This is a genomic window from Variovorax boronicumulans (genome assembly GCF_019352895.1).
GTDB classification, from domain to species: domain Bacteria; phylum Pseudomonadota; class Gammaproteobacteria; order Burkholderiales; family Burkholderiaceae_C; genus Variovorax; species Variovorax boronicumulans_A.
In genome coordinates this window covers 749555-773221 of the sequence record NZ_JAAAFX010000004.1, presented here as the reverse complement: position 1 = coordinate 773221, position 23667 = coordinate 749555, and the positions used below count along the sequence as shown (strand labels likewise).

Genomic DNA, 23667 nt, shown 5'->3' with positions numbered 1-23667 from the left:
ACACCGCCGAATTTTCTCAGGGACGGCGTGTGTTTGCACGCTGTTTTCCTTTTTGTAATTCGCTTTACTGACCGTCACGATGGGGCCCGATGGACTTCGCAATTGCGTTCGGCTTTGATCCTCCGAAAGCTCGGTGTGCTGCATCTATTTGGTGCGGAAACCGAAGTGGCGAGCGGACTGCCAAACGCCTGCTTGCCAGCATTCGGTAGATAAGCCTGGCCGATTGCAGAGTGCCTGTCAGTCGGAAGGTTCAATATTGCGGTGACAAGCCAACTTGTAAGACGGAACCTATTTTTTGTTACCGTCGCTTGTGCCTATAGGATTTTCAATTAAAATTTTTCCTTTCAATCCGAATGAGAACATCGATGGCCTCCACCCTTGCCGACATCAATTCACAGATCAAAAAGAACGAAGAGCACATCGCGCAATTGCGTGCGCAGGCCGAAGAGCTGCGCAATCACGAGCGTGCCGGTGTGATCGACGAACTGCGCCAGAAGATTGCCGAATACGGCCTGACCGCCTCCGACCTCAAGCTGACCACGCGTGCCACCGGCAAGCGCAGCGTCGCTGCAGCCCCCGTCAAGGCGGCTGCCAAGTACCGCGGCCCGACGGGCGAAACCTGGTCGGGTGGCCGTGGCCGCAAGCCGCGCTGGGTGACCGAAGCCCTGGCAGCTGGCAAATCGCTGTCCGACTACGAAATCAAGTGAGCTGCAGGTGAGGCGAAGCCCCCCGGCCTTCTGTTCTCCCAATGAAAAGGCCCGCATGTGCGGGCCTTTTTTATTGCCTGGGGCGCTTCAGTTCACCAGGACGAGTTTGCCTTTGACGCCGCGCGAGCCCATGTGCGCGTAGGCGGCCTTCAATTCGGCCATCGGCATGGTCTGGTCGATCACGGGCTTGATCTTGCCCTGGGCGTACCACTGCGCCAATTCGGCCATCATTTGGGCGTTGGCCTGCGGTTCGCGCTTGGCGAAATCGCCCCAGAACACACCGACCAGCGAGGCGCCCTTGAGCAGCGTCAAATTCAGGGGCAATGACGGAATGCCGCCCGCGGCGAATCCCACCACCAGATAGCGTCCGCGCCAGCCGATCGAGCGGAAAGCCGGTTCGGCGAAATCGCCGCCCACCGGGTCATAGATGACGTCCGGGCCTTTGCCGTCGGTGGCGGCCTTGATGGCATCGCGAAATCCGCCCGGCAGCGCATGCTTGCTGTAGTTGATGCTGATATCGGCGCCGATCGATTCGCACAGCGCGCATTTCTCGTCGGTGGAAGCCGCGGCAATGACCTTGGCACCCGCGGCTTTGGCGATCTGGATCGCGGCGGTGCCGACGCCGCCGGCCGCGCCCAATACCAGCACGGTCTCGCCGGCCTTGAGTTGCGCACGGTCCATGAGCGCATGCCAGGAGGTGCCGTAGGTCATGATGAACGCGGCCGCATCGACGTGGCTGAAGCCGTCCGGCAAAGGCAGGCACAGGCTGGCGGTGGCCAGCGTATGGGTGGCGAAACCGCCGGTGCCCGACAGGCAGGCGACGTTCTGGCCAACCTTCAGGTGCTTGACGCCTTCGCCCACGGCGCGCACCACGCCGGCGTATTCCGATCCGGGCACGAAGGGCAGCGGCGGCTTGATCTGGTACTTGTTCTGGACGATCAGCAGGTCGGGGAAGTTGAGGCTGGCGGCCTTGATCTCGATCAGTACCTGGCCCGGGCCGGGCGTCGGGGTCGGCTGTTCGGTCCAGGTGAGGGCGTCGACGCCGGTGGGGTTTTCGCAAAGCCAGGCATGCATGAAGATGTCTCCTTCGAAGGTCGTTAGGGCGGTGATTCGGGGCGATGATAGGTGGCCCGCCCCGACGCTCTTGTCCCTGCCGTGACGGCCCGCCGCCTACAATCGCGCCCACTCCCAGACGCCATGAAGATACTCATTTCCAACGACGACGGCTTCCAGGCTCCAGGCCTCGTCGCCTTGCACGATGCGCTCAAGGATGTGGCCGACGTCGAGGTCATCGCCCCTGAACACAACAACAGCGCCAAGTCCAACGCACTGACGCTGCAGGCGCCGCTCTACGTGCACCAGGCGCACAACGGTTTTCGCTACGTGACCGGCACGCCGGCCGACTGCGTGCACATCGCGCTCAAGGGCGTGCTCGACTACCGGCCCGACCTGGTGGTGTCCGGCATCAACAACGGCGCCAACATGGGCGACGACACCATCTATTCAGGCACCGTGGGCGCCGCCATGGAGGCCTATCTGTTCGGCATCCCGGCCATCGCCTTCTCGCAGACGCAGAAGGGCTGGGCCCATGTCGATGCGGCCGCACGCGTGGCGCGCCGCCTGGTCGAGCGCATCGAGCGCGAACGCATGCTCGAAGGGCCGGCCTGGCTGCTCAACGTCAACGTGCCGAACCTGCCCTTCGACGAGCTCAAGCCGATCAAGGTCTGCCGCCTGGGCCGACGCCATGCCTCCGAGAAGGTCGTCACACAGGAAAGCCCGCGCGGCGAGACCATGTACTGGATCGCCGGCGCCGGTGGCGCCAAGGACAGCGGCGAGGGCACCGATTTCCATGCGACGGCGGCCGGCCATGTGGCGCTCACGCCCCTGCAGATCGACCTGACCGACCACGCCAACCTCGGGCAATGGGGCGAGACCGTGGCGCGGTTGCTGCGGTGAAACGACCCCTCCGATTCTCTTTGCCGACGACGGTGCTTGCGCTCGGCGCGGGACCACGCTGATGGCCAGCCAACCGCCCGCACGCCCCAGCTTTCCCGTGCGCCTGACGCCTGCCGCGCCGGGGGCGCCGCGTGGCCGCCAACCCTCGGTGCCGATGGCGCCGACGGTGTCTGCCACGCCGTCGATGGCGTCCGATGCCGTGCGCGCGCGCATGGTCCAGCGGCTTGCCGCGCAGGGCGTGGCCGATGCACGGGTGCTGCGTGCGATGGGGCTGGTCGAGCGGCACCGCTTCGTCGACAGCGCGCTGGTCAACCAGGCCTACGAAGACACCAGCCTGCCGATCGGCCTGGGCCAGACCATCTCCAAGCCCAACGTGGTGGCCCGCATGATCGAGCTGCTGCTGGGCGCGCCCGCCTTGGCCGGCAAGCCCCACGACAAGCTGGGCCGGGTGCTGGAGATCGGCACCGGTTGCGGCTACCAGGCGACCGTGCTGAGCCACGTGGCCAGCGAGGTGTACAGCATCGAACGGCTGCGCGGCCTGCACGAGCGGGCCCGCACCAACATCCGGCATTTCCGCCTGGCGACGCTGCATCTGATCCTGGGCGACGGCATGATCGGCTATGCCAAGGGCGGGCCCTATGCGGGCATCATTGCAGCGGCCGGCGGCGAGGCCGTGCCCGAGGCCTGGATCGAACAACTGGCCGTGGGCGGCCGCATCGTGGCGCCCACGCATTCGATCAGCGGCGGACAGGCGCTGGTCGTGATCGACAAGACGGCCAAGGGACTGCAGCGGAGCATTCTCGAGGCCGTCCATTTTGTCCCCCTAAAATCGGGGATTGCTTGAAGGAAGAACACATGCAGGGTTTTGGCAATCGGAGCTGGTGGACCGGCTTGGCGCTGGTGGCGACGCTCGTGATTGCGGGCTGTTCCACACCCAGTGGTCCCGTGCCGGTCGAAGACCGCGGCACCATGTCCCGCAGCACAGGGAGCGCACCCGGCACAGGGCTTCCCCCTATCACCACCGATGCCTCGGGCAAGCCCCTGCAGGGCATCGAGAACTACGGCAAGCCCGGCTACTACTCGGTGCGCCCGGGTGACACCATTCGCCGCATCGCCAACGAGACCGGCCAGACCTGGCAGAACATCGCGCGCTGGAACAGCCTGGACAACCCCGACCTGATCGAGGTGGGCCAGGTGCTGCGCGTCGTGCCGCCGACCGCGTCGGCCTCGGCGCCCGCCACCGTCGAGCCCAATGGCGTGGTCACGCGTCCCGTGACGCCGCAGCCCGCGATCATCGCGTCGGCACCGGCCGCCGCCGCCAGCGCGCCGGCCAAGCCCGCCGCGCCGCCCGCGGCCGCTTCGGGCGACGAGGACCTGGGCTGGATCTGGCCCGCGCAAGGTTCGCTGATCGCCGGTTTCGACGAGGCCAAGAACAAGGGCCTGGACATCAGCGGCAAGGCCGGCGATGCGGTGCTGGCCGCGGCGGACGGCCGCGTTGTGTACGCGGGCGCCGGTCTGCGCGGCTACGGCAACCTGATCATCCTCAAGCACAACAACACCTACCTCACGGCCTATGCGCACAACCAGGCGCTGCTGGTCAAGGAAGACCAGTCGGTGCAGAAGGGGCAGAAGATCGCCGAGATGGGCAACAGCGACGCCGACCGCGTGAAGCTGCATTTCGAGATCCGCCGCCAGGGCAAGCCGGTCGATCCCGCGCGCTACCTGCCTTCGCGCTAAGCCTCTCTTTCCCTCCTCCTGTGCGGCGCGCGACCCCCTGGGCCGCGCGCCGCATCGTTATGTGACGCCGCCCCATGCGGCCTGAGACAATTTCCCCATGACGGATTCGACGACAGAAGAAAAGAGGGATGCAGTGCCTGCTCCCCACGATGAATGGCTGAAGGTCGAGTCGCTCGACCTCGACGCGCAAGGCGTGGCCCACCGGGCCGATGGCATGGTGGTCTTCATCGAAGGTGCCTTGCCCTTCGAGGAGGTGCAGTTCAACCAGCATCGCAAGAAGAACAACTGGGCCCAGGGCACGGTCACGGCGATCCGGCGCGAGTCCTCGCAGCGCGTGCGCCCCGGCTGTCCGCATTTCGGCCTGCACACCGGCGCCTGCGGCGGCTGCAAGATGCAGCACCTCGATGCGACGGCGCAGGTGGCCGTCAAGCAGCGCGCGCTGGAGGACAACCTCTGGCACCTGGGCAAGGTCCGGCCCGAGAACATGCTGCGGCCGCTCGAAGGCCCGGCCTGGCACTACCGCTACCGGGCGCGGCTGTCGGTGCGCTACGTGGTCAAGAAGGGCACGGTGCTGATCGGTTTCCACGAGCGCAAGAGCCGCTACCTGGCCGACATGGAAGTCTGCCCGGTGCTGCCGGAGCAGGTCAGCGACATGCTGATGCCGTTGCGCGCGCTGATCGGCTCGCTCGATGCGCGCGACACCTGCCCGCAGATCGAGCTGGCCTGCGGCGATGCCGCGGGCACCACCCGACTGGGCGTGATCGCGCTGGTGCTGCGGCACCTGCAGCCGCTGTCGGCGCCCGACCTGCAACGCCTGCGCGACTTTGCCGCGCAGAACGAGGGCGTGCAGTGGTGGCTGCAGCCCAAGGGCCCGGACACGGTGAAACTGCTCGACGAGGGCGGTCCGGTGCTGTCGTACGGGCTGCCGGAGTTCGGCGTCACCATGCCCTTCAAGCCGACCGACTTCACCCAGGTCAATCCGCACATCAACCGGGTGCTGGTCGGCCGCGCGCTGCGCCTGCTCGACGTGCAGTCCGACGAGCGCGTGATCGACTGGTTCTGCGGCCTGGGCAACTTCACGCTGCCGCTCGCCACGCAGGCCCGCGAGGTGCTGGGCATCGAAGGCAGCGACACGCTGGTGGCCCGGGCCACCGACAACTTCCAGCGCAACCATCCGGCGCTGCCGGTACGCGGCGCGCTGGCGGCCACGCGTTTCGTGGCCCGCGATCTGTTCGAGATGACGCCCGACATGCTGGTGGCCGACGGTGCCGCCGACAAGTGGCTGGTCGATCCGCCGCGCGAGGGCGCCTTCGCGCTGGTCAAGGCGCTGGCCGACCTGAATCAGCAGGAAGGTGCGCGCACGGACGGCTGGACGCCGCCGCGGCGCATCGTCTACGTGAGCTGCAACCCGTCGACGCTGGCGCGCGATGCCGGCGTGCTGGTGCATCTGGCCGGCTACCGCTGCACGGCCGCGGGGGTGGTCAACATGTTCCCGCACACGGCCCACGTCGAGTCGATCGCGGTGTTCGAGCGCCCATGAAAAAAGGCCCCTCGGGGCCTTTTTGCTTGGGGCGCGGTCAGCGCTCAGTCGCGTTCGCCGCCGAAGATGCCCAGCAATGCCAGCAGGCTCTGGAACACGTTGAACAGGTCGAGGTACAGCGCGAGGGTGGCGCTGATGTAGTTGGTCTCGCCGCCGTCCATGATCTGCTTGAGGTCATAGAGCATGAAGGCCGAGAAGATGCCGATGGCCGCCACCGAGATCGCCATCATGCCGGCGCTCGAGCCGACGAAGATGTTGATGACGGCGCCGATCATCAGCACCATCGCGCCGACGAACAGCCACTTGCCCATGCCCGAGATGTCGCGCTTGATGACGGTGGCCAGCGAGGCCATCACGAAGAACACGCCAGCGGTGCCGCCGAAGGCCGTCATGATGAGTTCGGAACCGTTCTTGAAGCCCAGCACCATCGCGATCAGCCGCGAGAGCATCAGGCCCATGAAGAAGGTGAAGGCCAGCAGCACCGGCACGCCGGCGGCCGAGTTCTTGGTCTTCTCGATGGCGTACATGAAGCCGAAGGCGCCGCCCATGAAGACGATCAGGCCGAAGCCGCCCGTGAGCGAGCGGGTGATGCCGGTGGCCACGCCCATCCAGGCGCCGAGCACGGTGGGCAGCAGGCTCAGGGCCAGCAGCCAGTAGGTATTGCGCAGGACGCGCTGGCGTTCGGCCTGCGGCAGCGCCTGGCCGTAGCCGGCGGTGGTGTCGAGGGTGGTGACGCGGTCGTTCATTGCTGAAACTCCAGGGTTGGCTGCAGGACTGCAGATGGCACATTCTAGGTGGCGCGGTCCCAAGGGTACGGCAAAAACCGTCCAACGGTCCGCCCTCCCGCGATCAGGGTTTTGGGGGCCAGAACGGTATGCTCGCAGGTTCACTCAACCTGCCATACGCCATGAAGACCAAGTCCTTTCTCGAACTCGCCGACGTCAAGACCATCGCCGCAGCGGCCGAAGCCGAAGCCCTGAAGAACAACTGGGCCGTGACGATCGCGATCTCCGACGACGCCGGCAACCTGCTGTGGCTGCAACGCCTCGACGGCGCGGCCGCACTGTCGTCGCACATCGCCCCGGCGAAGGCCCACACGGCTGCGCTGGGTCGCCGCGAGAGCAAGGTCTACGAGGACATCATCAACGGTGGCCGCACGGCCTTCCTGACGGCGCCCCTGGTGCAGGGTCTGCTCGAAGGCGGCGTGCCGATCGTGAAGGACGGCCACGTCATCGGCGCGGTCGGCGTCAGCGGCGTGAAGTCGAATGAAGATGCACAGATCGCCAAGGCCGGCATCGCCGCGCTCGGCCTCTGAGGACATCCGCTCCTCCAAGCAAAACGCCGACCTGAGGGTCGGCGTTTTTTTTGGACGGCGTCAAAGTGAAAAAAAGCTTGGCTAGTCGGCAAGCCGTTGGCTAGCAAAAAACGACCCTTTGGAGAGTGATCTCCTCGAGTCGCCCCACGATGAAACTTGCGAGGGAGGCGGGCTGATCGCTTACTTGGTGAGGATCAGCTTGCCGAGTTTGGTGGCTTGCAGGCGGTACAGCGAGCCGTTGTGCATGATGCCGACCGTCTTGCTGCCGCGCAGCAGATCGGTGCTTTCCACCATCGGCGTCGGCCGGGCGATTTGCGCGGAAGTCATGCCGCTGCCCGATTGGTCGAGCGACGGGTGGCTCAGGACGGCGAAGGAGGCGAGGTTGGCTTGCATCTGGAGTTCCTTTATCGAAACGATGTCTGAATGATAATGATTCGCAATAATTTAGTCAATCACTGCGATCATCTTTTTTTCAGTCGATCCGATGCGCGGCTTACTTGGCCGCGTTGGGCTCGGTGATGAAGCCGATCTTGCGCACGCCGGCTTCGCGCGCCGCCGACATGGCCTGCGCCACGCGTTCGTAGCGCACCGCCTTGTCGCCGCGGATGTGCAGCTCGGGTTGCGGGTCCTTGCTGGCCTCGGCCGCGAGCAGCGAGGGCAGCGCGCTGTCCTCGATCTTGTTCTCGTTCCAGTAGTAGCTGCCGTCGGCGGCCACCGTGAACAGGATGTTCTGCGGTTTGGTCTGCTCGGGCTCGCTGGTCGCCTGGGGCAGGTCGATGTTCACCGCGTGCTTCATCACGGGCACCGTGATGATGAAGATGATCAGCAGGACCAGCATGACGTCGACCAGCGGCGTCATGTTGATCTCGTTCATCACCTCATCGGGTTCGTCTTGGGTTCCGAAGGCCATGGGTCATGCCTCCCGACGGGTCTGAGCTGGGGTGCGCATGGTGTCAGCCCTTCTTGAGCGGCACGATGGTGGCGTCGGTCGCCTGGACGCGCGCACCGGTCACGAAGTAGGCGTGCAGGTCGTGGGCGAAGCTGTTGAGCTTGGTCAGCACGAACTTGTTGCCGCGCACCAGGGCGTTGTAGCCCAGCACGGCGGGAATGGCCACGGCCAGGCCGAGCGCCGTCATGATCAGCGCCTCGCCGATCGGGCCCGCCACCTTGTCGATGGTGGCCTGGCCGGCCGAGCCGATGCTCATCAGCGCGTGGTAGATGCCCCACACCGTGCCGAACAGGCCGATGAACGGTGCGGTCGAACCCACCGAGGCCAGGATCGCCAGGCCGGATTGCAGGCGGGCGGTGAATTCGTCGATGCCGTTGCGCAGGGCGCGCGTGATCCAGTCGCTCACGTCCAGCGAATCATGCAGATGCGCCTTGGTGTTGCGATGGTGGGCGGCGGCTTCGCGGCCTTCCAGGGCCAGGCCGCGGAAGGGGTTGCTTTCGTCCTTGCCCAGCTTGTTCAGTGCGGTGGCGAAATCCTCGCTGTGCCAGAAATCCTGCGAGTGGCGCGCCAGGCGCTTGTACTTGATGACGTCGATCGCCTTGATGAAGATCACGATCCAGGAGGCCAGCGACATGCCGATCAGGAGGACGGCAACGAACTTCGTGACGAAGTCGCCCTGACTCCATACGTTCATCAGGCCAAAGTGGGAATCCATACGAAACTGCTCCAGAAAAATTAGTTGAGAACCCAGTTGATCGGCACGTTGAACTCCATCGGTTCAACCACCCCATTTCGCTTGCCCGGCACGTAGCGCCAGCTCAGGACGGCCGTGCGCGCGGCTTCGTCGAGGCGCTCGTAGCCGCTCGACTCGCGGATGCTGGCGCTCTTGGGCAGGCCGTCGACGCCGATCAGTACGCGGACGATTGTCTTGCCCTGCTCGCCCAAGCGCTTGCTCATGGCGGGATACACCGGTTTCGGATTGTTCAGGTAGTCGGCATTGCTCGACGGCAGCTGAACCGCAGGCGGCGCGGGCGGCGCCGGCGGCGGGGCCGGTGGCGCGGGCGGGGCCGGCGGTGCGGGGGCTGCGAGCGGCGGTGCCGGCGGCTGCGGCTCGGTCACGCCGGTCGGCGCGTTGGGTGCCGGCGCGGGCGTGCGGATGGCCATCGGCCGCGGCGGCGGGGGCGTCTTGACCTGCTTGGGCTGCGGCGTGGGGGGAGGCGGGGGCGGCGGAGGCGGTTCCTTGGGCTTGGGCGGTTCGATGAACTCGCTCAGGATTTCCACCGGGATGATCACTTCGGCGGCTTTGCGGATCAGGCCGCTTTGCAGCGCCCAGAGTGCGGCCACATGGAACAGCACCACGCTGCCCGCGATGATGGCGTTGCGGGACAGGCCCAGCGCCGTGGGAGGAGACGAAGAAAAGCGGTCGGACACGATTCACCCATCGATCAGGATTTGCCAAGGCAAATCCCAGTGCAGCACAAACCGCTGTCTATTTGCGAAAAATCCACCAGACCGAGCCGGCGACGAAGATCAGGCTGCCAGCGAGTGCGGAGAAGAGTTCCATGCGCTGCTTTCCTGGATGGAAGTGGCAAGCTGGATGGTCCGGACCCCGTCATCGCGGTTGAGTGCGGCGACAGGATGCGAAACGCTGCATTGCGCGACGACGTCGCGGGCACAGCCCTCGCATTGACCACATTGCGTGGCGACACCCAACTCGAACTGCACTTCGTCGAAGGTCATGCCGGCGCGCACATGACGTGCGATTTCCCGGTCGGACACTCGGCGGCACACGCAGACGATCATGGCAGTGAAGGCGCTTTGGCTGGCTGATTGAAGAAAGCCAATTATAAATACGAATTCGTCGCATTTGCAATGACTATCCCTTGACGCTGCCAGGGTTCCCGTCCGACCGCCGCCTCGGGGCATGGAAAGGAGCCGTGGCGAGCGCCCCGAGCCTGCGTCGGAGACCGGCGCCGCGCCTGCGTGCGGCGAGCGCCGCCGATGCGGGATCGGGGGGCGCAGCAGGGTCATCCACCGGTTCTCAGACCTCCGACCACATGCGCAGCAGGTTGTGGTACTGGCCGGTGAGCGCCACGGTCTCTTCCGACTCGCCCCAGCGCGCCCGCAGCTTCTGGATCGTCTGGTCGAGCTCGAACAGCATGGCGCGCTGCGCGTTGTCGCGCACCATGCTCTGCAGCCAGAAGAAGGAGCACACCCGGGCGCCGCGCGTGACCGGCGTCACGCGGTGCAGGCTCGAGGCCGGATACAGGATCAGGTCGCCGGCCGGCAGCTTGACCTCGTGCACGCCGTAGGTGTCGACCACCTCGAGCTCGCCGCCGTCGTAGTCGTCCGGCCCGGTCAGGAACAGCGTGCAGGACAGGTCGGTGCGCAGCTGCTGGCCCGACCCGGTGCGTCGCACCGAACCGTCGACATGCAGGCCGTAGTGCTCGCCGCCTTCGTAGCGGTTGAACAGGGGCGGCACGAAGCGCAGAGGCAGGGCCGCGGAAAAGAACAGGGTGCTGCGTGCCAGCGCGGCCAGCACCAGGCCGCCGAGCTGGGCCGTGACCGGCGACTGCTCGGGCAGCTGCCGGTTGCGCTTGACCTGCGCGCCTTGCGCGCCCACCGTCTCGCGCCCGTCGACCCAGTCGGTCGCTTCGAGCGCGGCGCGCATCTCGCTCACCTGGGTCGCGGTCAGCACCTCGGGAATGTGCAGCATCATTTCGGGAGCCTCACCATCAAAAAAGCCCCGGCGGGAGGCGCCGGGGCTGGGAGTGTCGCACCCGACCGGATGCGGCAGGCTGACGCAGGTCAGAAGGCGAAGTTGGCGGTCAGGCGCGCGGTGCGGGGCGCGCCCGGCGTGTAGCGGTAGCCGCTCTTGTTGATCGCCGCGACGTATTCCTTGTCGAACACGTTGTACAGGTTGAACTGCAGGTCGATGTTCTTGTTGATGCGGTAGGAGGCCATCGCATCGATCACCCAGTACGCGTCGACCGAGGCCGGCGTGCCGACCGCGCCGTCGGAGCCGCGGTGCAGCTTGCCGTTGTAGCGCGCGCCGCCGCCGATGGTCAGGCCGAAGGGCAGCACGTAGGTGGTCCAGGCCGTGAAGGCATTCTTGGGCGTGTAGGCCAGTGCGGTGCCGCCGTCCGCCAGCACGACCGGGCCGCTGGCGACCTTGGTGTCCATGGTGGTGAAGCCCGCGCTGACGCCCCATGCGTCGGTGATGGCCCCAGCCGCGCCGAGCTCGATGCCCTGGACGCGCTTCTTGCCGGTCTGGTAGTACAGCTGCGAGACCGAGTCCTGCACCACTTCATTGGTCACGTCGGTGCGGTAGATGGCCGCCGTCAGCGCCAGGCGCTTGTTCAGCACGTCCCACTTGGTGCCGAATTCGACGGTCTTGGCCTTCTGCGGGTTGAAGTCCACGCGTGCCGCGCTGTTGCCCGTGCCGCCTGCGCTCAGCGCGAAGTTGGCGCCGCCCGGGGGCTGTGCCGCGGTGCCGTAGGCGGCATAGATGCTGCCGTTCTCGGCCGGCTTGTAGACCACGCCGATCTTGCCGGTGAACAGGTTGTCCGACAGCTTCAGCGAGGTGGGCATCAGCGTGCCGACGGGCAGTGCGGGCGCGGTGGTGGCCGTCGACAGCGTGGCGGCCGTGTAGTCCGTGCTGTAGTGGTCGAAGCGCAGGCCGCCGGTGATCTGCCACTGCTCGTTGAGCTTGAGCGTGTCGAAGGCGTACAGGCCGATGGTGGTGGTGGTGCCCTTGCTGTCGGCGCCGCTGCGGATGCGCTGGTAGCCCGTCACGTTCGGGTCGGGTGCGTAGAGGTTGGCCGCGGGCCAGTAGCCGTTGTTGACGGGTTGGCCGTTCGAGGTCGCCGCCGGCCCGAAGAAGCCGCGGCTGGCCTGCTCTTCGCGCATCAGTTCGACACCGGCGCTCAGCGAGTGGCCGATCGAGCCGGTGTTGAACTTGGCGTTGAGGTTCGTCTGGTTGGCGAAGATCGTGTTTTCCTGCAGCTTGTTGGTGGGCAGGTTGCGCGAAACGGTCCAGGTCGCAGGGTTGCCGGCCACGGGCGTGGCCAGGTAGGCCGAGGTCGGCGTGAGGGGGACGAGTGCGCCCTTCGCATCCAGCGTCCGGCCGGCGCCCATGAAGGCGGTCAGCATGTAGTCCTGCGAGGTCTTGCCGTAGCGCGTGGTGTTGCGGATCGTCATGTCGGGCGTGATGTCGTGCTCGACGCGCGCGGTGAACATGTCGCTCTTGACCTTGTCGAAGTCGGACGAGGTGCCGTAGAAGTTGCTCGAATCGACCCGGCCGGCGGTGTCGAGGAAGCTGCGGCGTGCCGCGCCCAGCTTGAGCGCATCGGGGTTGGTGTAGCCGGGCAGGCCGATGGTCGGCACGCCGCCGTCGGGGATGTTGTCCTGCTGGACATGCACGTAGTCGAAGAACAGGCGGGTGGGCGTGTTGAGCCCGAGTGCCAGCGAGGGGGCGACGCCCCAGCGCTTGTTCTTCACCACGTCGCGGCCGGCCACGTCGGCGTCTTCGCCGACCACGTTCAGCCGGAAGGCGGCGCCGGCGCCGTTTTCGCCGCTCAGGGCCTTGTTCCAGTCGAGGCTGCCGCGCTTGTAGCTGTCGGTGCCCAGGCCGACCGAGCCGGTGAAGCTGTCCTCGAGCTTCGGCTTCTTGGTGATCAGGTTGATGTAGCCGGTGGGCGAGGTGCGGCCCACGTCGGTGCCGGCCGGGCCCTTGACCACTTCGACCTGCTCGATGTTGAACACGTCGCGCGAGACCGAGCCCAGGTCGCGCACGCCGTCCACGAAGATGCTGCTGGAGCTGTCGAAGCCACGCATGTAGATCGCGTCACCGGTGCTGGTGTTGCCGTTCTCGCCCAGGTAGAAGGCGCTGGCGCCGGGCGTGTTGCGCAGGGCTTCCGACAGCGTGGTCGCACCCTGTTCGCGAATGATCTGTTCCTTGATCACCGAGATGGTCTGCGGGGTGTCGACCAGCGGGGCCGTGAACTTGGTGTTGGCCGAGGTGTCTGCCTTGTAGTCGGCAGCGGTGGTGGAGTCCTGCACACGCACTTCCTTGAGCGTGTTGGCGGTCTGCGCGGCCACGGGCATCGCGAAGGCGGCGAGCGTGGCGGCGGCGATGCCGCTCAGGGGGACGATGGCGCGTGTTGTGTTGTGCTTGCGACTTTGGATATAGGCCATGGAGGTTCTCCGTAAGGGAGGGGAAAAAATCGAGAACTCGACTGGCGGATCAGGCGCTGCACACGGGCGCGTGCAGGCGAAGACTGGCTGGGTGGAGGTGCCCCGGACGGCGCTGCGTGAGGCGTGCGAATGATAATGACTATCAATACTGGATGTCACGAATCTGCGTGCGAAACGTGGCGGCCACGCAACGCCCGTGCGGCCCCGTGTGACGTCGGGCGCGCCGGTGTCAGTACACGTCGCGCCGGTAGCGGCCGCTGGCCGTGAGGTCGCGCAGCACCGCGTCGCCTGCGATCTGGCGCAGCGCCGCATCGACACCGCCGGCCATGCCCTGCAGGCTGCCGCACACATAGACGGCCGCGCCGCGCGCCAGCCAGGCATTCACCTCGTCGCCGGCCTGCAGCAGGCGGTGCTGCACGTAGAGGCGTTCGGCCTGGTCGCGCGAGAACACCCGGTCCAGCCGCTGGAGCACGCCGCTGGCCTGCCAGGCGTCGATTTCGTCGCGGTAGAGCTGGTCGTGGGCCGCATGACGCTCGCCGAACAGCAGCCAGTTCTCGTGCTGGCCGGCGAGGGCCCGGGCGCGCAGGTGGCCGCGCAGGCCTGCCAGGCCGGTGCCGTTGCCGATCAGGATCAGCGGGCGCCCGGCATTGGCATCGAGCCGGAAGTTGCGATGCGCACGCACGCGCAGCGCCACCGAATCGCCCGGCGCCAGTGTGGACGTCAGCAGGCCCGAAGCCCGGCCCAGCGTGCCGTCCGGATGGCATTCCTGGCGCACCAGCAGCTGCAACTCGCCATCCGGGGGCAGCGAGGCGATCGAGTAGTCGCGCGGCCGGCCGGGGTCGTCGGCCAGCGCGATCTGCGCCAGGTCGCCGGACTGCCAATGCAGCGCGACACCCGCAGGGGGCCGCAGGCCGAGGTGGAAGACCGGGCCGCCCTCGCTGCCCGGATTGAGCAACGCGCGCGAGACCAGTTGCCACGGCTCGAAAGCCGCGCTTTCCGCCTCGGCGCCGCCGCCGCCCCACTGGGCATGCCATTCGGCCAGCGCCCCGGGGTCGCCGTTGTCGACCTCGACGCGGGGCGCCAGCGGCACGGCGCCGCTGGACTGCAGCCAGCCGTCGAGCGCGCGTGCGAAGCCGCAGAAGTGGGTGTACTGGCGGTCGCCCAGTGCCAGCAGTGCATAGCGCAGCATGGGCAGCGCCTCGGCCGCGCCCATCAGGTTCTCGGTGAACAGGCTGGCGCCGTCGGGCGCATCGCCCTCGCCGTAGGTGCTCACCACGAAGAGCGCACGCTGTGCGGCGCGCAGCGTGGTCGCATCGAGGTCGTTGAGCGACATGACGCGCACCGGCGTGCCCTGTGCGTGCAGCGCGCGCCCGGTCTGCCAGGCGATGGTTTCGGCCTGGCCGGTCTGGCTGGCGAACAGCACCAGCAGCGGCGGCTGTGCGCCGTCGCCGGCCAGCGCTGCCGCGGCGCGCGCGTCCGCGTCATGGCGGCGACGCTCGCGCCGCCAGATCGCCAGGCACATCGCCGCATAGGCCAGCACCATCAGGCCCGCGGCCAGGGCGCGCAGAAGAGGCTCGGTCATCTTCAGGTGTTCAGCGCGCGCCAGGCTTCGGTGGTCGTCACGCGTGGCGCGCTGTCGTCGCGGCAGACGAAGAGCGCGGCGATGCCATGGCGCCGGGCGAAGGCAGGGCCGTCGATCGCGCCCAGCACGGTGAGCGCGGTGGCCAGCGCATCGGCCTGCATGCAGCGCGCATGCAGCACCGTGACCGAGGCCAGCGCGGCCGAGGCGGGCTCGCCCGTGCGCGGATCGATGGTGTGCGACCAGCGGCGCCCGCCATGTTCGTGCGCATGCCAGCGATCGCCCGAGGTGGCGATGGCGAGGTCGTTCAGCGTCACCGGCGGCAGGTCTTCACCGGCCGCATCGATGCGTACGCGCCAGGGCGCGCCGCCGGGGCGCTGTCCCAGGCCGCGCAGCTCGCCGCCCACTTCGACCAGCAGGTCGCGCAGGCCTAGCGCCTGCAGGGCCTCGGCCACCTGATCGACCGCGAAGCCCTTGGCCACGCCGGACAGGTCGAGCGACAGGCCGCCGGGCTGCGTGATGCGGCCTTCGGCGGCGTCGAATTCGAGCCGCTGCCAGCCGGTGCGCGAATGCGCTTCGGCCAGTGCGGCGGGGGAGGGCGTCTGCATCGCCTCAGCGACGTCTTGCGCATGCGCGCCGAAGCCCCAGAGCGCGACCAGCGGGCCGACGGTCGGGTCGATCGCGCCGTCGCTGGCGTGCGCCCAGTGCAAGGCACAGCCCAGCACTTCGGCAAATGCCGGGGGCAACGCATGCCGGCTGCCGGCAGGCGCGGCGTTGAAGCGGCTGATGTCCGATCCGCTCTCCCAGGTGCTCATCTGCGCGATCACGCGGTCCAGCGCCGTCTGCACGGCAGTTTCGACGGCGTCGAGCGTCAGCATCGCCGGGTTGTCGAACACCAGCGACCAGGTCGTGCCCATCGTGCGACCGGCCAGCTTCTGAAGGCTGGCCGGATCGGCGCGGCGCGGCGCGGCCGCATTCGCGTAGCCGCCGGCGCGCCAGGTGGCGAAGGAGGGACGCTCCGTCACGGCTTCTTTCGGGGCCGCAAGGCTCAGGGCATCACTTCCACGGTGGCGGCGTAGCTCAGGCGGCGTTCCTTGGCTTGCGGCAGCGTGGTCTTGCCGTCCTTGGTGCTGGCATCGATCCAGTACATGCCGGCCGCGGGCCAGGTCACGCTGAACTGGCCCTTGTCGTCGGTCTTGAGCTTCAGCTCGCCCAGCGCATCGCGGTACTGCGTGTTGCTGGCGGTCACCGTGACTTCGAGGTCCTTGGCCGGCTGGCCGTCGACGTGCAGCGTGAAGCTGGACTTCTCGCCTTTGGCCAGGTCGGTGAGCGCACCGCTGGACGCCACCAGTTCCAGGCCCTGTCCGATGGCCTTGGGCGCGGACGGCTTGCCGACCGAGACGAAGGTTTCGATGCGGCCGATCGATTGCGTGATGACCACGTCCTGCGCGTCGGCCGGGATGTCCTTGGCGATCGATTCGGCGGTGCCGCGCGCGCGCTTGGCCTGGCCCGTGGCCTTGTCCTTCCAGCTGGCGAAGGCGCCGTTGTTGACCACCGCGATGCGGTAGGTGCCCGGCAGCGCCGCGTTGACGTCGAACACGCTGCGGTGCTTGAGCTTGGCTTCGCTCTCGGCCTTGACAGCGCTGCCGTCCGGCGCCGTGATCTGCAGGTTCTCGAGCCGCATGGCCGCATGGTTGGCGACGAACAGGTCGTTCGAGATGGCGGCGTCCACCGAGATCGTGTCGGGCTTGGACAGCACGGTGGACGAGGGCAGCAGCCAGGCGTTGTGCGCATGGGCGGCGCCGAGCGTGGCGGCCAGGGTCGCGGCCAGGGCGATGGAGCGAAGCGAGAGGTTCATGTCAGTGTTCCGGTAAGGGGAGGGATCGGTGACGCTCAGGGCTTGAGTTCGAGTTTGATTTCGCCCAGTTCCGTGCTTCCGCTGGCGCTTTGCAGGTCGGTCTTGGCCGGCGGCCATTGGAAGGGAATCGTCACCACCTCGCGGCCGCCGACTTCGCGCGCGGCCTCGACCACGAACTTGTAGGCGCCCGGTGCGAGCTTGGCGGTCGCGGCATCGGCCAGGCTGACCTGGTGCTTGCCGGCGGGCTTGGTCGCGCCGGTCACGCCGTCGATCGGCACCTCGAGCTCGCGGCCGGTGCGGCGCCACCACTGGCGCAGGTCTTTGAGCCACTTGGTGCCTTCGCCCTCGGGGTTGTTGGTCTTGGTCCGCACGTCGTACCAGACGGCGACCGTGGCGGCTACGCTGTTGTCGGCCCGTTCGATCCACGCCGCCACGTAGGGCCGGTGGTATTCGGAAGCGTTGATGCGCGGCACCTCGATGCTGGCGCCGAGACCGGCCGCGAAGACGGGGGCGCCGAACAGGGCGGCGAGCGCTGGCACGGCCAGGGAGTAGCGGACTTGCACGGAGAAGCCTTTCTGTCGAACGAACGATCTAGTGAATGAACAGCAATGCCAGCAGCACCGGGATGACCAGGCCCATGCCGACCATCGGCCAGGTGAAGGGCCGGTTGCCGGCGTGCATCTTGAGAATGAACAGGCCGGTGATCGAGAACACCAGCGCGGCGCCCGCGAAGACGTCGATGAACCAGCTCCAGGCCACGCCGGTGTGGCGGCCCTTGTGCAGGTCGTTGAGGTAGGAGATCCAGCCGCGGTCGGTGCGTTCGTACTCGACCTCGCCGTCGTCCAGGTTGAGCCGCATCCAGGCGTCGCCACCAGGGCGGGGCAGCGAGAGGTAGATTTCCTCGTCCGTCCACTCGGCCTCGCCGGGCGTGTCGAGCTGCCAGTTCTTCTTCACCCAGGCCTGCAGTTCGGCAGGCAACTCGGCCCGGCCCTTGCGGGTCTTCACGATCTCGCCGGCCTGCTGCGCGAGCCGCTCGCGCTGGGCCGCATCGACGCTCGCGCGCAGCGTGGTGATCCTGGGCTTGGACTCGATCTGCGAGGCGTGATTGAGCGTGAAGCCGGTGACCGCGAACAGGATCATCCCGATCAGGCACAGCGCCGAGCTCACCCAATGCCATTCGTGCAGGGTCTTGAGCCAGTAGGCACGTCGGCGGTTGTCGGGAGCGGAAGCGGTCTTCATTGGAAGGGCCGGATTCTAGCCCTTCAAATGAGAATGAATGTCATTCTTGGCCTTGTGCCCCGATGGAGAAAAGCGCCCGCATCCTACGCGCGCCCGAGGGGCGATGCTCCGGATTCCATAGCGTGTGAAGTTGCGTAAAGGGCCGGAGCGCCCATGAAAAAACGGGACCGAAGTCCCGTTGTGCAAAGCGAAGCGCGTGCGGCCGCTTACTGGATCTCGCCCATCTGCGACTGCAGGTAGTTCTGCAGGCCGACGCGGTCGACCAGGTCGATCTGGGTCTCCAGGAAGTCGATGTGCTCTTCGGTGTCGTCGAGGATCTTCTGCAGCAGGTCGCGCGAGACGTAGTCACGCACCGTTTCGCAGTGGGCGATGCCCGCCTTGATGGTGGCCTGGGCGCCGTATTCGGCCTTGAGGTCGCAGGCCAGCAGTTCGGGCACGTCCTCACCGACGTTCAGCTTGGCCAGGTCCTGCAGGTTGGGCAGGCCGTCGAGCATGAAGATGCGGTCCATGAGCCAGTCGGCGTGCTTCATCTCGCCGATCGACTCTTCGTATTCCTTCTTGGCCAGCTTGTCCAGGCCCCAGTGCTTGAGCATCCGGTAGTGCAGGAAGTACTGGTTGATCGCAGTCAGCTCGTTCTTGAGCTGCGCCTGCAGATGTTCGATGACTTGTGGGTCGCCCTTCATGATCGTTTTCCTTGTTCTGAAAGAGGGGATTGTCCGGGTCCTCGCAGGGCGCACGCAAGCAATCCCATGCGCGGCCGGTCTGCATGCGTACGAGGGTGATAGGCGTTCGTATTCGGTCTGCCGAGGGGCGAGGCAGGCCTTTGTTTTTCATAGGGGCCGGCGATGCTGTCGATAGTTCAATGCTATGAATCTGTCTTATTTGGTAGCTATACTCATGGCTCGCACCCAATTTTGTCCACCCGCAGCATCCAAGGAATCACCATGTCCCTGATCAATACCCAAGTCCAACCCTTCAAGACCCAGGCCTACCTCAACGGCAAGTTCATCGACGTGTCCGACGAGACGCTCAAGGGCAAATGGTCGGTCCTGATCTTCATGCCGGCGGCCTTCACCTTCAACTGCCCGACCGAAGTCGAAGACGCAGCCGACAACTACCCCGAATTCCAGAAGCTGGGTGCCGAGGTCTACATCGTGACCACCGACACGCACTTCTCGCACAAGGTCTGGCACGACACCTCGCCGGCCGTCGGCAAGGCCAAGTTCCCGCTGGTGGGCGACCCGACCCACACGCTGACCAACGCCTTCGGCGTGCACATCCCCGAAGAAGGCCTGGCACTGCGCGGCACCTTCGTGATCAACCCCGACGGCATCATCAAGACCGCCGAAGTGCACTCGAACGAAATCGCCCGCGACGTGAAGGAAACGCTGCGCAAGCTCAAGGCCGCCGTGTACACCGCTGCGCACCCCAACGAAGTCTGCCCGGCCAAGTGGAATGACGGCGACAAGACCATCGCGCCGTCCTTCGACCTCGTCGGCAAGATCTAAGCGCCCCGCGCAGAAAAGCCCGGGCGCTCACGAGGCCCCGGGCCTTTTTGGCCCTAGTTGATAGTTTTAAGATATCGAAAGTGAGTCCGTCATGCTCGACGCAAGCACCAAAGCCCAATTGAAGAGTTACCTCGAACGCGCCACCCAGCCGATCGAGATCGTCGCCTCGCTCGACGACAGCAAGGCCTCGGGCGAGTTGCTGTCGCTGCTGAAGGACGTCGCCGAATCGTCGCCGCTGGTCAAGCTCAGCGAAAGCCGCGACGACAACCATCGCAAGCCCTCGTTCTCGGTCAACCGCCCGAGCGAGAACCACGGCCCGCGCTTCGCCGGCCTGCCGATGGGCCATGAATTCACCTCGCTGATCCTGGCATTGCTCCAGATCGGCGGCTATCCCCCGAAGGTCGAGCAGGAAGTGCTTGACCAGATCAAGGCGCTCGACGGCGATTTCGAATTCGAGATCTACGTCTCGCTGACCTGCCACAACTGCCCCGACGTGGTCCAGGCCCTGAACCTGATGGCGGTGCAAAACCCGCGCATCCGCACCACGATGATCGAAGGCGGCACCTTCCCCGACGAAGTCGCGGAACGCCAGATCATGGCCGTGCCCACCGTGTTCTTGAACGGCACCGAGTTCGGCCAGGGCCGCATGAGCCTCGAGGAAATCCTCGCCAAGATCGACACCAGCGGCGTCGAGCGCGAAGCCAAGAAGATCGATGCCAAGGCCCCGTTCGACGTGCTGATCGTCGGTGGCGGCCCGGCCGGTGCCGCAGCGGCCGTGTACGCCGCACGCAAGGGCATCCGCACCGGCGTGGCGTCGGAGCGCTTCGGCGGGCAGGTGCTCGACACCATGGGCATCGAGAACTTCATCTCGGTCAAGGAAACGGTCGGTCCGAAGTTCGCGGTGGCGCTCGAGGAGCATGTGCGTGCCTACGACGTCGACATCATGAACCTGCAACGCGCCGCGGCCCTGGTGCCGGGTGAGGACTATGTCGAGATCAAGCTCGAGAGCGGCGCCTCGCTCAGGAGCCGCACCGTGATCCTGTCGACCGGCGCGCGCTGGCGCAACATCAACGTGCCCGGCGAGCACGAGTTCAAGAACAAGGGCGTGGCCTACTGCCCGCATTGCGACGGTCCGCTGTTCAAGGGCAAGCGGGTCGCGGTGGTGGGCGGCGGCAACTCGGGTGTCGAGGCCGCGATCGACCTGGCCGGCATCGTGGGCCACGTCACGCTGATCGAGTTCGACAAGCAACTGCGCGCCGACGAAGTGCTGCAACGCAAGCTGCGCAGCCTGAAGAACGTCGATGTGTTCACCAACGCGCAGACCACCGAGATCACCGGCGACCAGACGGTCAACGGCCTGGTCTACAAGGACCGTGCGAGCGGCGAACTGCACACCGTGGCGCTCGAAGGCGTGTTCATCCAGATCGGCCTGGTGCCCAACACCGACTGGCTCAAGGGCACGGTCGAGCTGTCGAAGCACGGCGAGATCGTGGTCGATGCAAGGGGCCAGACCTCGGTGCCGGGCGTGTTCGCCGCGGGCGACGCGACGACCGTGCCGTTCAAGCAGATCATCATCGCGGCCGGTGACGGCGCGAAGGCGGCACTCAGCGCTTTCGACCACCTGATCCGCACGCCGGCACCGGCTGAAAAGGTCGAGGAAGCCCTGGCCGTCGCCTGAGGTCTTTGCTTCAGATGAGAATTGTTCTCATATAATTTGGCGGCCCGGGCATCGTGCCCGGCCACCGCCAGCCAGACGGGCCGCACGATGTGCGCGCACAGGTCCAGCGAGCAGTTTCAACCACTGTTCCCTGGACCTTTGTTTTGGCCTCTCATCCTTCCCCTCATCGTCTTTCCACCCTCTGCGCGCTGATCGCCATCGGCTTCGGCACGGCATCGCCCGCCCTGGCGCAGCAGGTGCCCGATCTTCGCACCGCGGCGCTGGGCGAGGTCGTGGTGAGCGGCTCGCGCACCGAGCAGAAGAAGGACGACCTGGCGGCCAGCGTCGAGGTGATCGACCGCGAGGCCATCGAGGCGCAGCAGATCCACGACATCCGCGATGCGGTGCGCGAACTGCCCAACGTGTCGGTCAAACGCGCACCGGCGCGCTTCGGCCTGGCCTCGGGCAACACCGGCCGCGACGGCAATGCGGGCTTCAACATCCGCGGTCTCGACGGCAACCGCGTGCTGCTGCTGACCGACGGCATCCGCTCGCCGCGCAGCTACGTCTTCAGCGCCAACGCCTTCGGCCGCGACTACTTCGACATCGGCCTGGTCGAGCGCATCGAGATCATCAAGGGCCCGGCGTCGGCGCTCTACGGCTCCGACGGCCTCGCGGGCCTGGTCAACTTCATCACGCGTGAACCCGCTTCCTTCCTGCAGGAGGGCAAGACCTTCGGCGGCAGCGCGAGCGTGGGCTACAGCGGCGACGACAAGGGCTGGCACACCGGCGTCACGCTGGCCGGCAAGCCCAGCGAGACCGTGCAGTGGCTGCTGTCGGCGAACCTCAACCGCGCGCATGCATTGGAGAACATGGGCGACAACGATGCGGCCAACATCGACCGCACCACGCCCAACCCCGAACGCAGCCGCGGCAATTCGCTGCTGGGCAAGGTGATCCTCACGCCCAACGCCGACCAGCGCCACAGCTTCACTTTCGAGCACGTCGAGAAGACCTCGCGCTACGACCTGCTCTCAGGCATCGCCAAGCCGCCCTATGCTGCGGCCTCGGTCATCGGCCTGAACGCCAAGACCGACCAGGAGCGCAACCGCCTGAGCTACGACGGCCGCCTGCGCGTGAACTCGGCGCTGGCCGACAACCTGCAGGCCGTGGTGAGCTACCAAAAGGCCAACTCGCGGGAGTTCATCTTCGAAGACCGCTTCAGCTCGCCCGACCGCACCCGCGACGTGACCTACGACGAGAACACGCTGCAGCTGGGCCTGCAGGCCGACAAGACGATCCGCATGGGCAGCGACTGGGCGCAGCGCATCACCTACGGCTTCGACTACACGCTGGCGAAGATCGAGAACCTGCAGACCGGCCTAGTGCCGCCGGCCGGCGAGAGCTATCCGCTCAAGCGCTTCCCCGACACCAAGGAACGCACCAGCGCCTTCTACGTGCAGGACGAGTTCATCCACGACCGCTGGAGCATCACGCCGGGCGTGCGCGTCGACCATTTCTCCATCGATGCCGACCAGGCCGGCTTCAACGCCACCGCGGTCTCGCTGTCGGATTCGGCCGTGTCGCCCAAGCTGGGCGTGTTGTTTCGCGCCGCGCCGCAATGGAGCGTCTACGGCAACTACGCCGCGGGCTTCAAGGCACCCAACGCCTTCCAGATCAACAACTTCTTCGAGAACATCACCTCGGGCTACAAGACCATCCCGAACCCGAACCTCAAGCCCGAGAAGAGCCAGAACTTCGAGCTGGGCCTGCGTGGCCGCACCGGCATCGTGAACTTCGACGTGGCGGCCTTCACCGGCAACTACCGGGACCTGATCGAGAACGACCGGCTGGTCGGCGGCCGCGGCATTCCGCGCATCGATCCGCTGATCTACCAGTCGGTGAACATCGGGCGCGCGCGCATCAGCGGCTTCGAGATCAAGGGCGAGGTGGACTGGACCGCTTCCGGCAACGGCTTCTCGCTGCCCTTCGCCTACGGCCAGACGCGCGGGCGCGACCGCACCACCAACACGCCGCTCAACTCGGTCGATCCGCAGAAGCTCTACGTCGGCCTCAAGTACCAGGCGCCGGTGTGGAGCGTGCGCCTCGATGCGGTCCATCATTCGGCCAAGAAGAGCGCCGACGTCGACCACAGCGAGATCGTCGCGGCCACGCGCAACCCGGCCGCCACGCAGTTCGTCACGCCCTCGGCCACCACGCTGGACCTGAGCGCGCAATGGCGCATCCGCAAGGACTTGCGCTTGAACGCGTCGGTGGTCAACCTGACGGACAAGAAGTACTGGATGTGGAGCGACGTGCGCGGCGTGGCGTCGAACTCGAACATCCGCGATGCCTACACCCAGCCCGGCCGCAGCTTCAATGTGTCGCTGGTGGCCGATTTCTGATCCACGCCTGAAGAAGGACAA

At 66.5% G+C, this 23667-nt stretch carries 24 protein-coding genes; 9 read left to right on the top strand and 15 right to left on the bottom strand.

All coding sequences use genetic code 11. The annotated features are described in order from the left end of the window. The first annotated feature begins 365 nt into the window (after nt 1-365). Nucleotides 366-707 carry an H-NS histone family protein gene (locus tag K0H49_RS05170; protein ID WP_219210040.1) on the top strand — a complete coding sequence of 114 codons (342 nt, stop codon included), beginning with the start codon at nt 366-368 and terminating at the stop codon, nt 705-707. Nucleotides 708-794: 87 nt separating this feature from the next. Here K0H49_RS05170 and K0H49_RS05165 read toward each other — a convergent pair whose 3' ends face one another. Further along, entirely contained in the window at nt 795-1781 is a 987-nt protein-coding gene (locus K0H49_RS05165; RefSeq protein WP_219210039.1) for an NADPH:quinone oxidoreductase family protein, read from the bottom strand. A gap of 123 nt (nt 1782-1904) precedes the next feature. Here K0H49_RS05165 and surE point away from each other — a divergent pair, with 123 nt between their 5' ends. The 4 genes from surE to rlmD all read left to right on the top strand — a co-directional run bounded on the left by surE (nt 1905) and on the right by rlmD (nt 5940). After that, nucleotides 1905-2663 (top strand): 5'/3'-nucleotidase SurE, encoded by a 759-nt coding sequence (gene surE / locus K0H49_RS05160; RefSeq protein ID WP_219210038.1) that lies wholly within the window; start codon nt 1905-1907, stop codon nt 2661-2663. A gap of 61 nt (nt 2664-2724) precedes the next feature. Further along, nucleotides 2725-3507 carry a protein-L-isoaspartate(D-aspartate) O-methyltransferase gene (locus K0H49_RS05155; RefSeq protein ID WP_219210037.1) on the top strand — a complete coding sequence of 261 codons (783 nt, stop codon included), beginning with the start codon at nt 2725-2727 and terminating at the stop codon, nt 3505-3507. Nucleotides 3508-3518: 11 nt separating this feature from the next. Continuing rightward, nucleotides 3519-4400: a peptidoglycan DD-metalloendopeptidase family protein gene (locus K0H49_RS05150; protein WP_219210036.1), complete on the top strand. Its 882-nt coding sequence runs from the start codon at nt 3519-3521 to the stop codon at nt 4398-4400. A 97-nt stretch (nt 4401-4497) separates the two neighbouring features. Continuing rightward, a complete protein-coding gene (gene rlmD / locus K0H49_RS05145) occupies nt 4498-5940 on the top strand; it encodes a 23S rRNA (uracil(1939)-C(5))-methyltransferase RlmD (protein WP_219210035.1) in 1443 nt (480 codons plus the stop codon). 44 nt (nt 5941-5984) lie between these two features. On the opposite strand, the gene K0H49_RS05140 is transcribed toward rlmD, so the two are convergent. Further along, entirely contained in the window at nt 5985-6686 is a 702-nt protein-coding gene (locus tag K0H49_RS05140) for a Bax inhibitor-1/YccA family protein (RefSeq protein ID WP_219210034.1), read from the bottom strand. A 161-nt stretch (nt 6687-6847) separates the two neighbouring features. Here K0H49_RS05140 and K0H49_RS05135 point away from each other — a divergent pair, with 161 nt between their 5' ends. Further along, nucleotides 6848-7255, top strand: coding sequence for a GlcG/HbpS family heme-binding protein (locus tag K0H49_RS05135; RefSeq protein WP_219210033.1), 408 nt, complete (start codon nt 6848-6850; stop codon nt 7253-7255). Between the two features lie 180 nt (nt 7256-7435). Here K0H49_RS05135 and hemP read toward each other — a convergent pair whose 3' ends face one another. The 13 genes from hemP to bfr all read right to left on the bottom strand — a co-directional run bounded on the left by hemP (nt 7436) and on the right by bfr (nt 18759). Then, on the bottom strand, nt 7436-7648 hold the full coding sequence (gene hemP, locus K0H49_RS05130; RefSeq protein ID WP_219210032.1) for a hemin uptake protein HemP: 213 nt from the start codon (nt 7646-7648) through the stop codon (nt 7436-7438). A gap of 100 nt (nt 7649-7748) precedes the next feature. After that, entirely contained in the window at nt 7749-8165 is a 417-nt protein-coding gene (locus K0H49_RS05125; RefSeq protein ID WP_219210031.1) for an ExbD/TolR family protein, read from the bottom strand. Between the two features lie 43 nt (nt 8166-8208). Continuing rightward, entirely contained in the window at nt 8209-8919 is a 711-nt protein-coding gene (locus K0H49_RS05120) for a MotA/TolQ/ExbB proton channel family protein (protein ID WP_219210030.1), read from the bottom strand. A 20-nt stretch (nt 8920-8939) separates the two neighbouring features. After that, nucleotides 8940-9638 (bottom strand): energy transducer TonB, encoded by a 699-nt coding sequence (locus K0H49_RS05115; protein WP_374122349.1) that lies wholly within the window; start codon nt 9636-9638, stop codon nt 8940-8942. Between the two features lie 96 nt (nt 9639-9734). Continuing rightward, nucleotides 9735-10007 carry a (2Fe-2S)-binding protein gene (locus tag K0H49_RS05110; protein ID WP_219213035.1) on the bottom strand — a complete coding sequence of 91 codons (273 nt, stop codon included), beginning with the start codon at nt 10005-10007 and terminating at the stop codon, nt 9735-9737. Nucleotides 10008-10245: 238 nt separating this feature from the next. Then, nucleotides 10246-10923, bottom strand: coding sequence for a Fe2+-dependent dioxygenase (locus tag K0H49_RS05105; protein WP_219210028.1), 678 nt, complete (start codon nt 10921-10923; stop codon nt 10246-10248). Nucleotides 10924-11012: 89 nt separating this feature from the next. Then, entirely contained in the window at nt 11013-13400 is a 2388-nt protein-coding gene (locus K0H49_RS05100) for a catecholate siderophore receptor Fiu (RefSeq protein WP_219210027.1), read from the bottom strand. A gap of 229 nt (nt 13401-13629) precedes the next feature. After that, nucleotides 13630-14982, bottom strand: a complete 1353-nt coding sequence (locus K0H49_RS05095; protein WP_219210026.1) for a sulfite reductase subunit alpha — start codon at nt 14980-14982, stop codon at nt 13630-13632. Between the two features lie 2 nt (nt 14983-14984). Next, complete coding sequence (locus K0H49_RS05090) at nt 14985-16004, bottom strand: FAD:protein FMN transferase (protein WP_219210025.1); 1020 nt, start codon at nt 16002-16004, stop codon at nt 14985-14987. Between the two features lie 23 nt (nt 16005-16027). Next, on the bottom strand, nt 16028-16837 hold the full coding sequence (locus tag K0H49_RS05085; protein WP_219210024.1) for a DUF4198 domain-containing protein: 810 nt from the start codon (nt 16835-16837) through the stop codon (nt 16028-16030). A gap of 35 nt (nt 16838-16872) precedes the next feature. Continuing rightward, nucleotides 16873-17400, bottom strand: a complete 528-nt coding sequence (locus tag K0H49_RS05080; protein ID WP_219210023.1) for a DUF2271 domain-containing protein — start codon at nt 17398-17400, stop codon at nt 16873-16875. 28 nt (nt 17401-17428) lie between these two features. Continuing rightward, complete coding sequence (locus tag K0H49_RS05075; protein ID WP_219210022.1) at nt 17429-18076, bottom strand: PepSY-associated TM helix domain-containing protein; 648 nt, start codon at nt 18074-18076, stop codon at nt 17429-17431. A gap of 206 nt (nt 18077-18282) precedes the next feature. Beyond that, nucleotides 18283-18759: a bacterioferritin gene (bfr, locus tag K0H49_RS05070; protein WP_183026204.1), complete on the bottom strand. Its 477-nt coding sequence runs from the start codon at nt 18757-18759 to the stop codon at nt 18283-18285. Between the two features lie 261 nt (nt 18760-19020). Here bfr and ahpC point away from each other — a divergent pair, with 261 nt between their 5' ends. The 3 genes from ahpC to K0H49_RS05055 all read left to right on the top strand — a co-directional run bounded on the left by ahpC (nt 19021) and on the right by K0H49_RS05055 (nt 23646). Further along, nucleotides 19021-19584: an alkyl hydroperoxide reductase subunit C gene (ahpC, locus tag K0H49_RS05065; protein WP_056520682.1), complete on the top strand. Its 564-nt coding sequence runs from the start codon at nt 19021-19023 to the stop codon at nt 19582-19584. A gap of 91 nt (nt 19585-19675) precedes the next feature. Further along, entirely contained in the window at nt 19676-21262 is a 1587-nt protein-coding gene (gene ahpF, locus K0H49_RS05060; RefSeq protein WP_219210021.1) for an alkyl hydroperoxide reductase subunit F, read from the top strand. Between the two features lie 143 nt (nt 21263-21405). Then, the gene (locus tag K0H49_RS05055; RefSeq protein ID WP_219210020.1) at nt 21406-23646 is read left to right on the top strand and encodes a TonB-dependent hemoglobin/transferrin/lactoferrin family receptor; all 2241 of its coding nucleotides are present in this window, start codon (nt 21406-21408) and stop codon (nt 23644-23646) included. Nucleotides 23647-23667 lie beyond the last annotated feature (21 nt).

Coding starts and splice junctions, on each gene's coding strand:
- K0H49_RS05170 (WP_219210040.1), top strand. CDS start 366: ATGGCCTCCACCCTTGCCGACATCAATTCACAGATCAAAAAGAACGAA.
- K0H49_RS05165 (WP_219210039.1), bottom strand. CDS start 1,781: ATGCATGCCTGGCTTTGCGAAAACCCCACCGGCGTCGACGCCCTCACC.
- surE (WP_219210038.1), top strand. CDS start 1,905: ATGAAGATACTCATTTCCAACGACGACGGCTTCCAGGCTCCAGGCCTC.
- K0H49_RS05155 (WP_219210037.1), top strand. CDS start 2,725: ATGGCCAGCCAACCGCCCGCACGCCCCAGCTTTCCCGTGCGCCTGACG.
- K0H49_RS05150 (WP_219210036.1), top strand. CDS start 3,519: ATGCAGGGTTTTGGCAATCGGAGCTGGTGGACCGGCTTGGCGCTGGTG.
- rlmD (WP_219210035.1), top strand. CDS start 4,498: ATGACGGATTCGACGACAGAAGAAAAGAGGGATGCAGTGCCTGCTCCC.
- K0H49_RS05140 (WP_219210034.1), bottom strand. CDS start 6,686: ATGAACGACCGCGTCACCACCCTCGACACCACCGCCGGCTACGGCCAG.
- K0H49_RS05135 (WP_219210033.1), top strand. CDS start 6,848: ATGAAGACCAAGTCCTTTCTCGAACTCGCCGACGTCAAGACCATCGCC.
- hemP (WP_219210032.1), bottom strand. CDS start 7,648: ATGCAAGCCAACCTCGCCTCCTTCGCCGTCCTGAGCCACCCGTCGCTC.
- K0H49_RS05125 (WP_219210031.1), bottom strand. CDS start 8,165: ATGGCCTTCGGAACCCAAGACGAACCCGATGAGGTGATGAACGAGATC.
- K0H49_RS05120 (WP_219210030.1), bottom strand. CDS start 8,919: ATGGATTCCCACTTTGGCCTGATGAACGTATGGAGTCAGGGCGACTTC.
- K0H49_RS05110 (WP_219213035.1), bottom strand. CDS start 10,007: ATGATCGTCTGCGTGTGCCGCCGAGTGTCCGACCGGGAAATCGCACGT.
- K0H49_RS05105 (WP_219210028.1), bottom strand. CDS start 10,923: ATGATGCTGCACATTCCCGAGGTGCTGACCGCGACCCAGGTGAGCGAG.
- K0H49_RS05100 (WP_219210027.1), bottom strand. CDS start 13,400: ATGGCCTATATCCAAAGTCGCAAGCACAACACAACACGCGCCATCGTC.
- K0H49_RS05095 (WP_219210026.1), bottom strand. CDS start 14,982: ATGACCGAGCCTCTTCTGCGCGCCCTGGCCGCGGGCCTGATGGTGCTG.
- K0H49_RS05085 (WP_219210024.1), bottom strand. CDS start 16,837: ATGAACCTCTCGCTTCGCTCCATCGCCCTGGCCGCGACCCTGGCCGCC.
- K0H49_RS05075 (WP_219210022.1), bottom strand. CDS start 18,076: ATGAAGACCGCTTCCGCTCCCGACAACCGCCGACGTGCCTACTGGCTC.
- bfr (WP_183026204.1), bottom strand. CDS start 18,759: ATGAAGGGCGACCCACAAGTCATCGAACATCTGCAGGCGCAGCTCAAG.
- ahpC (WP_056520682.1), top strand. CDS start 19,021: ATGTCCCTGATCAATACCCAAGTCCAACCCTTCAAGACCCAGGCCTAC.
- ahpF (WP_219210021.1), top strand. CDS start 19,676: ATGCTCGACGCAAGCACCAAAGCCCAATTGAAGAGTTACCTCGAACGC.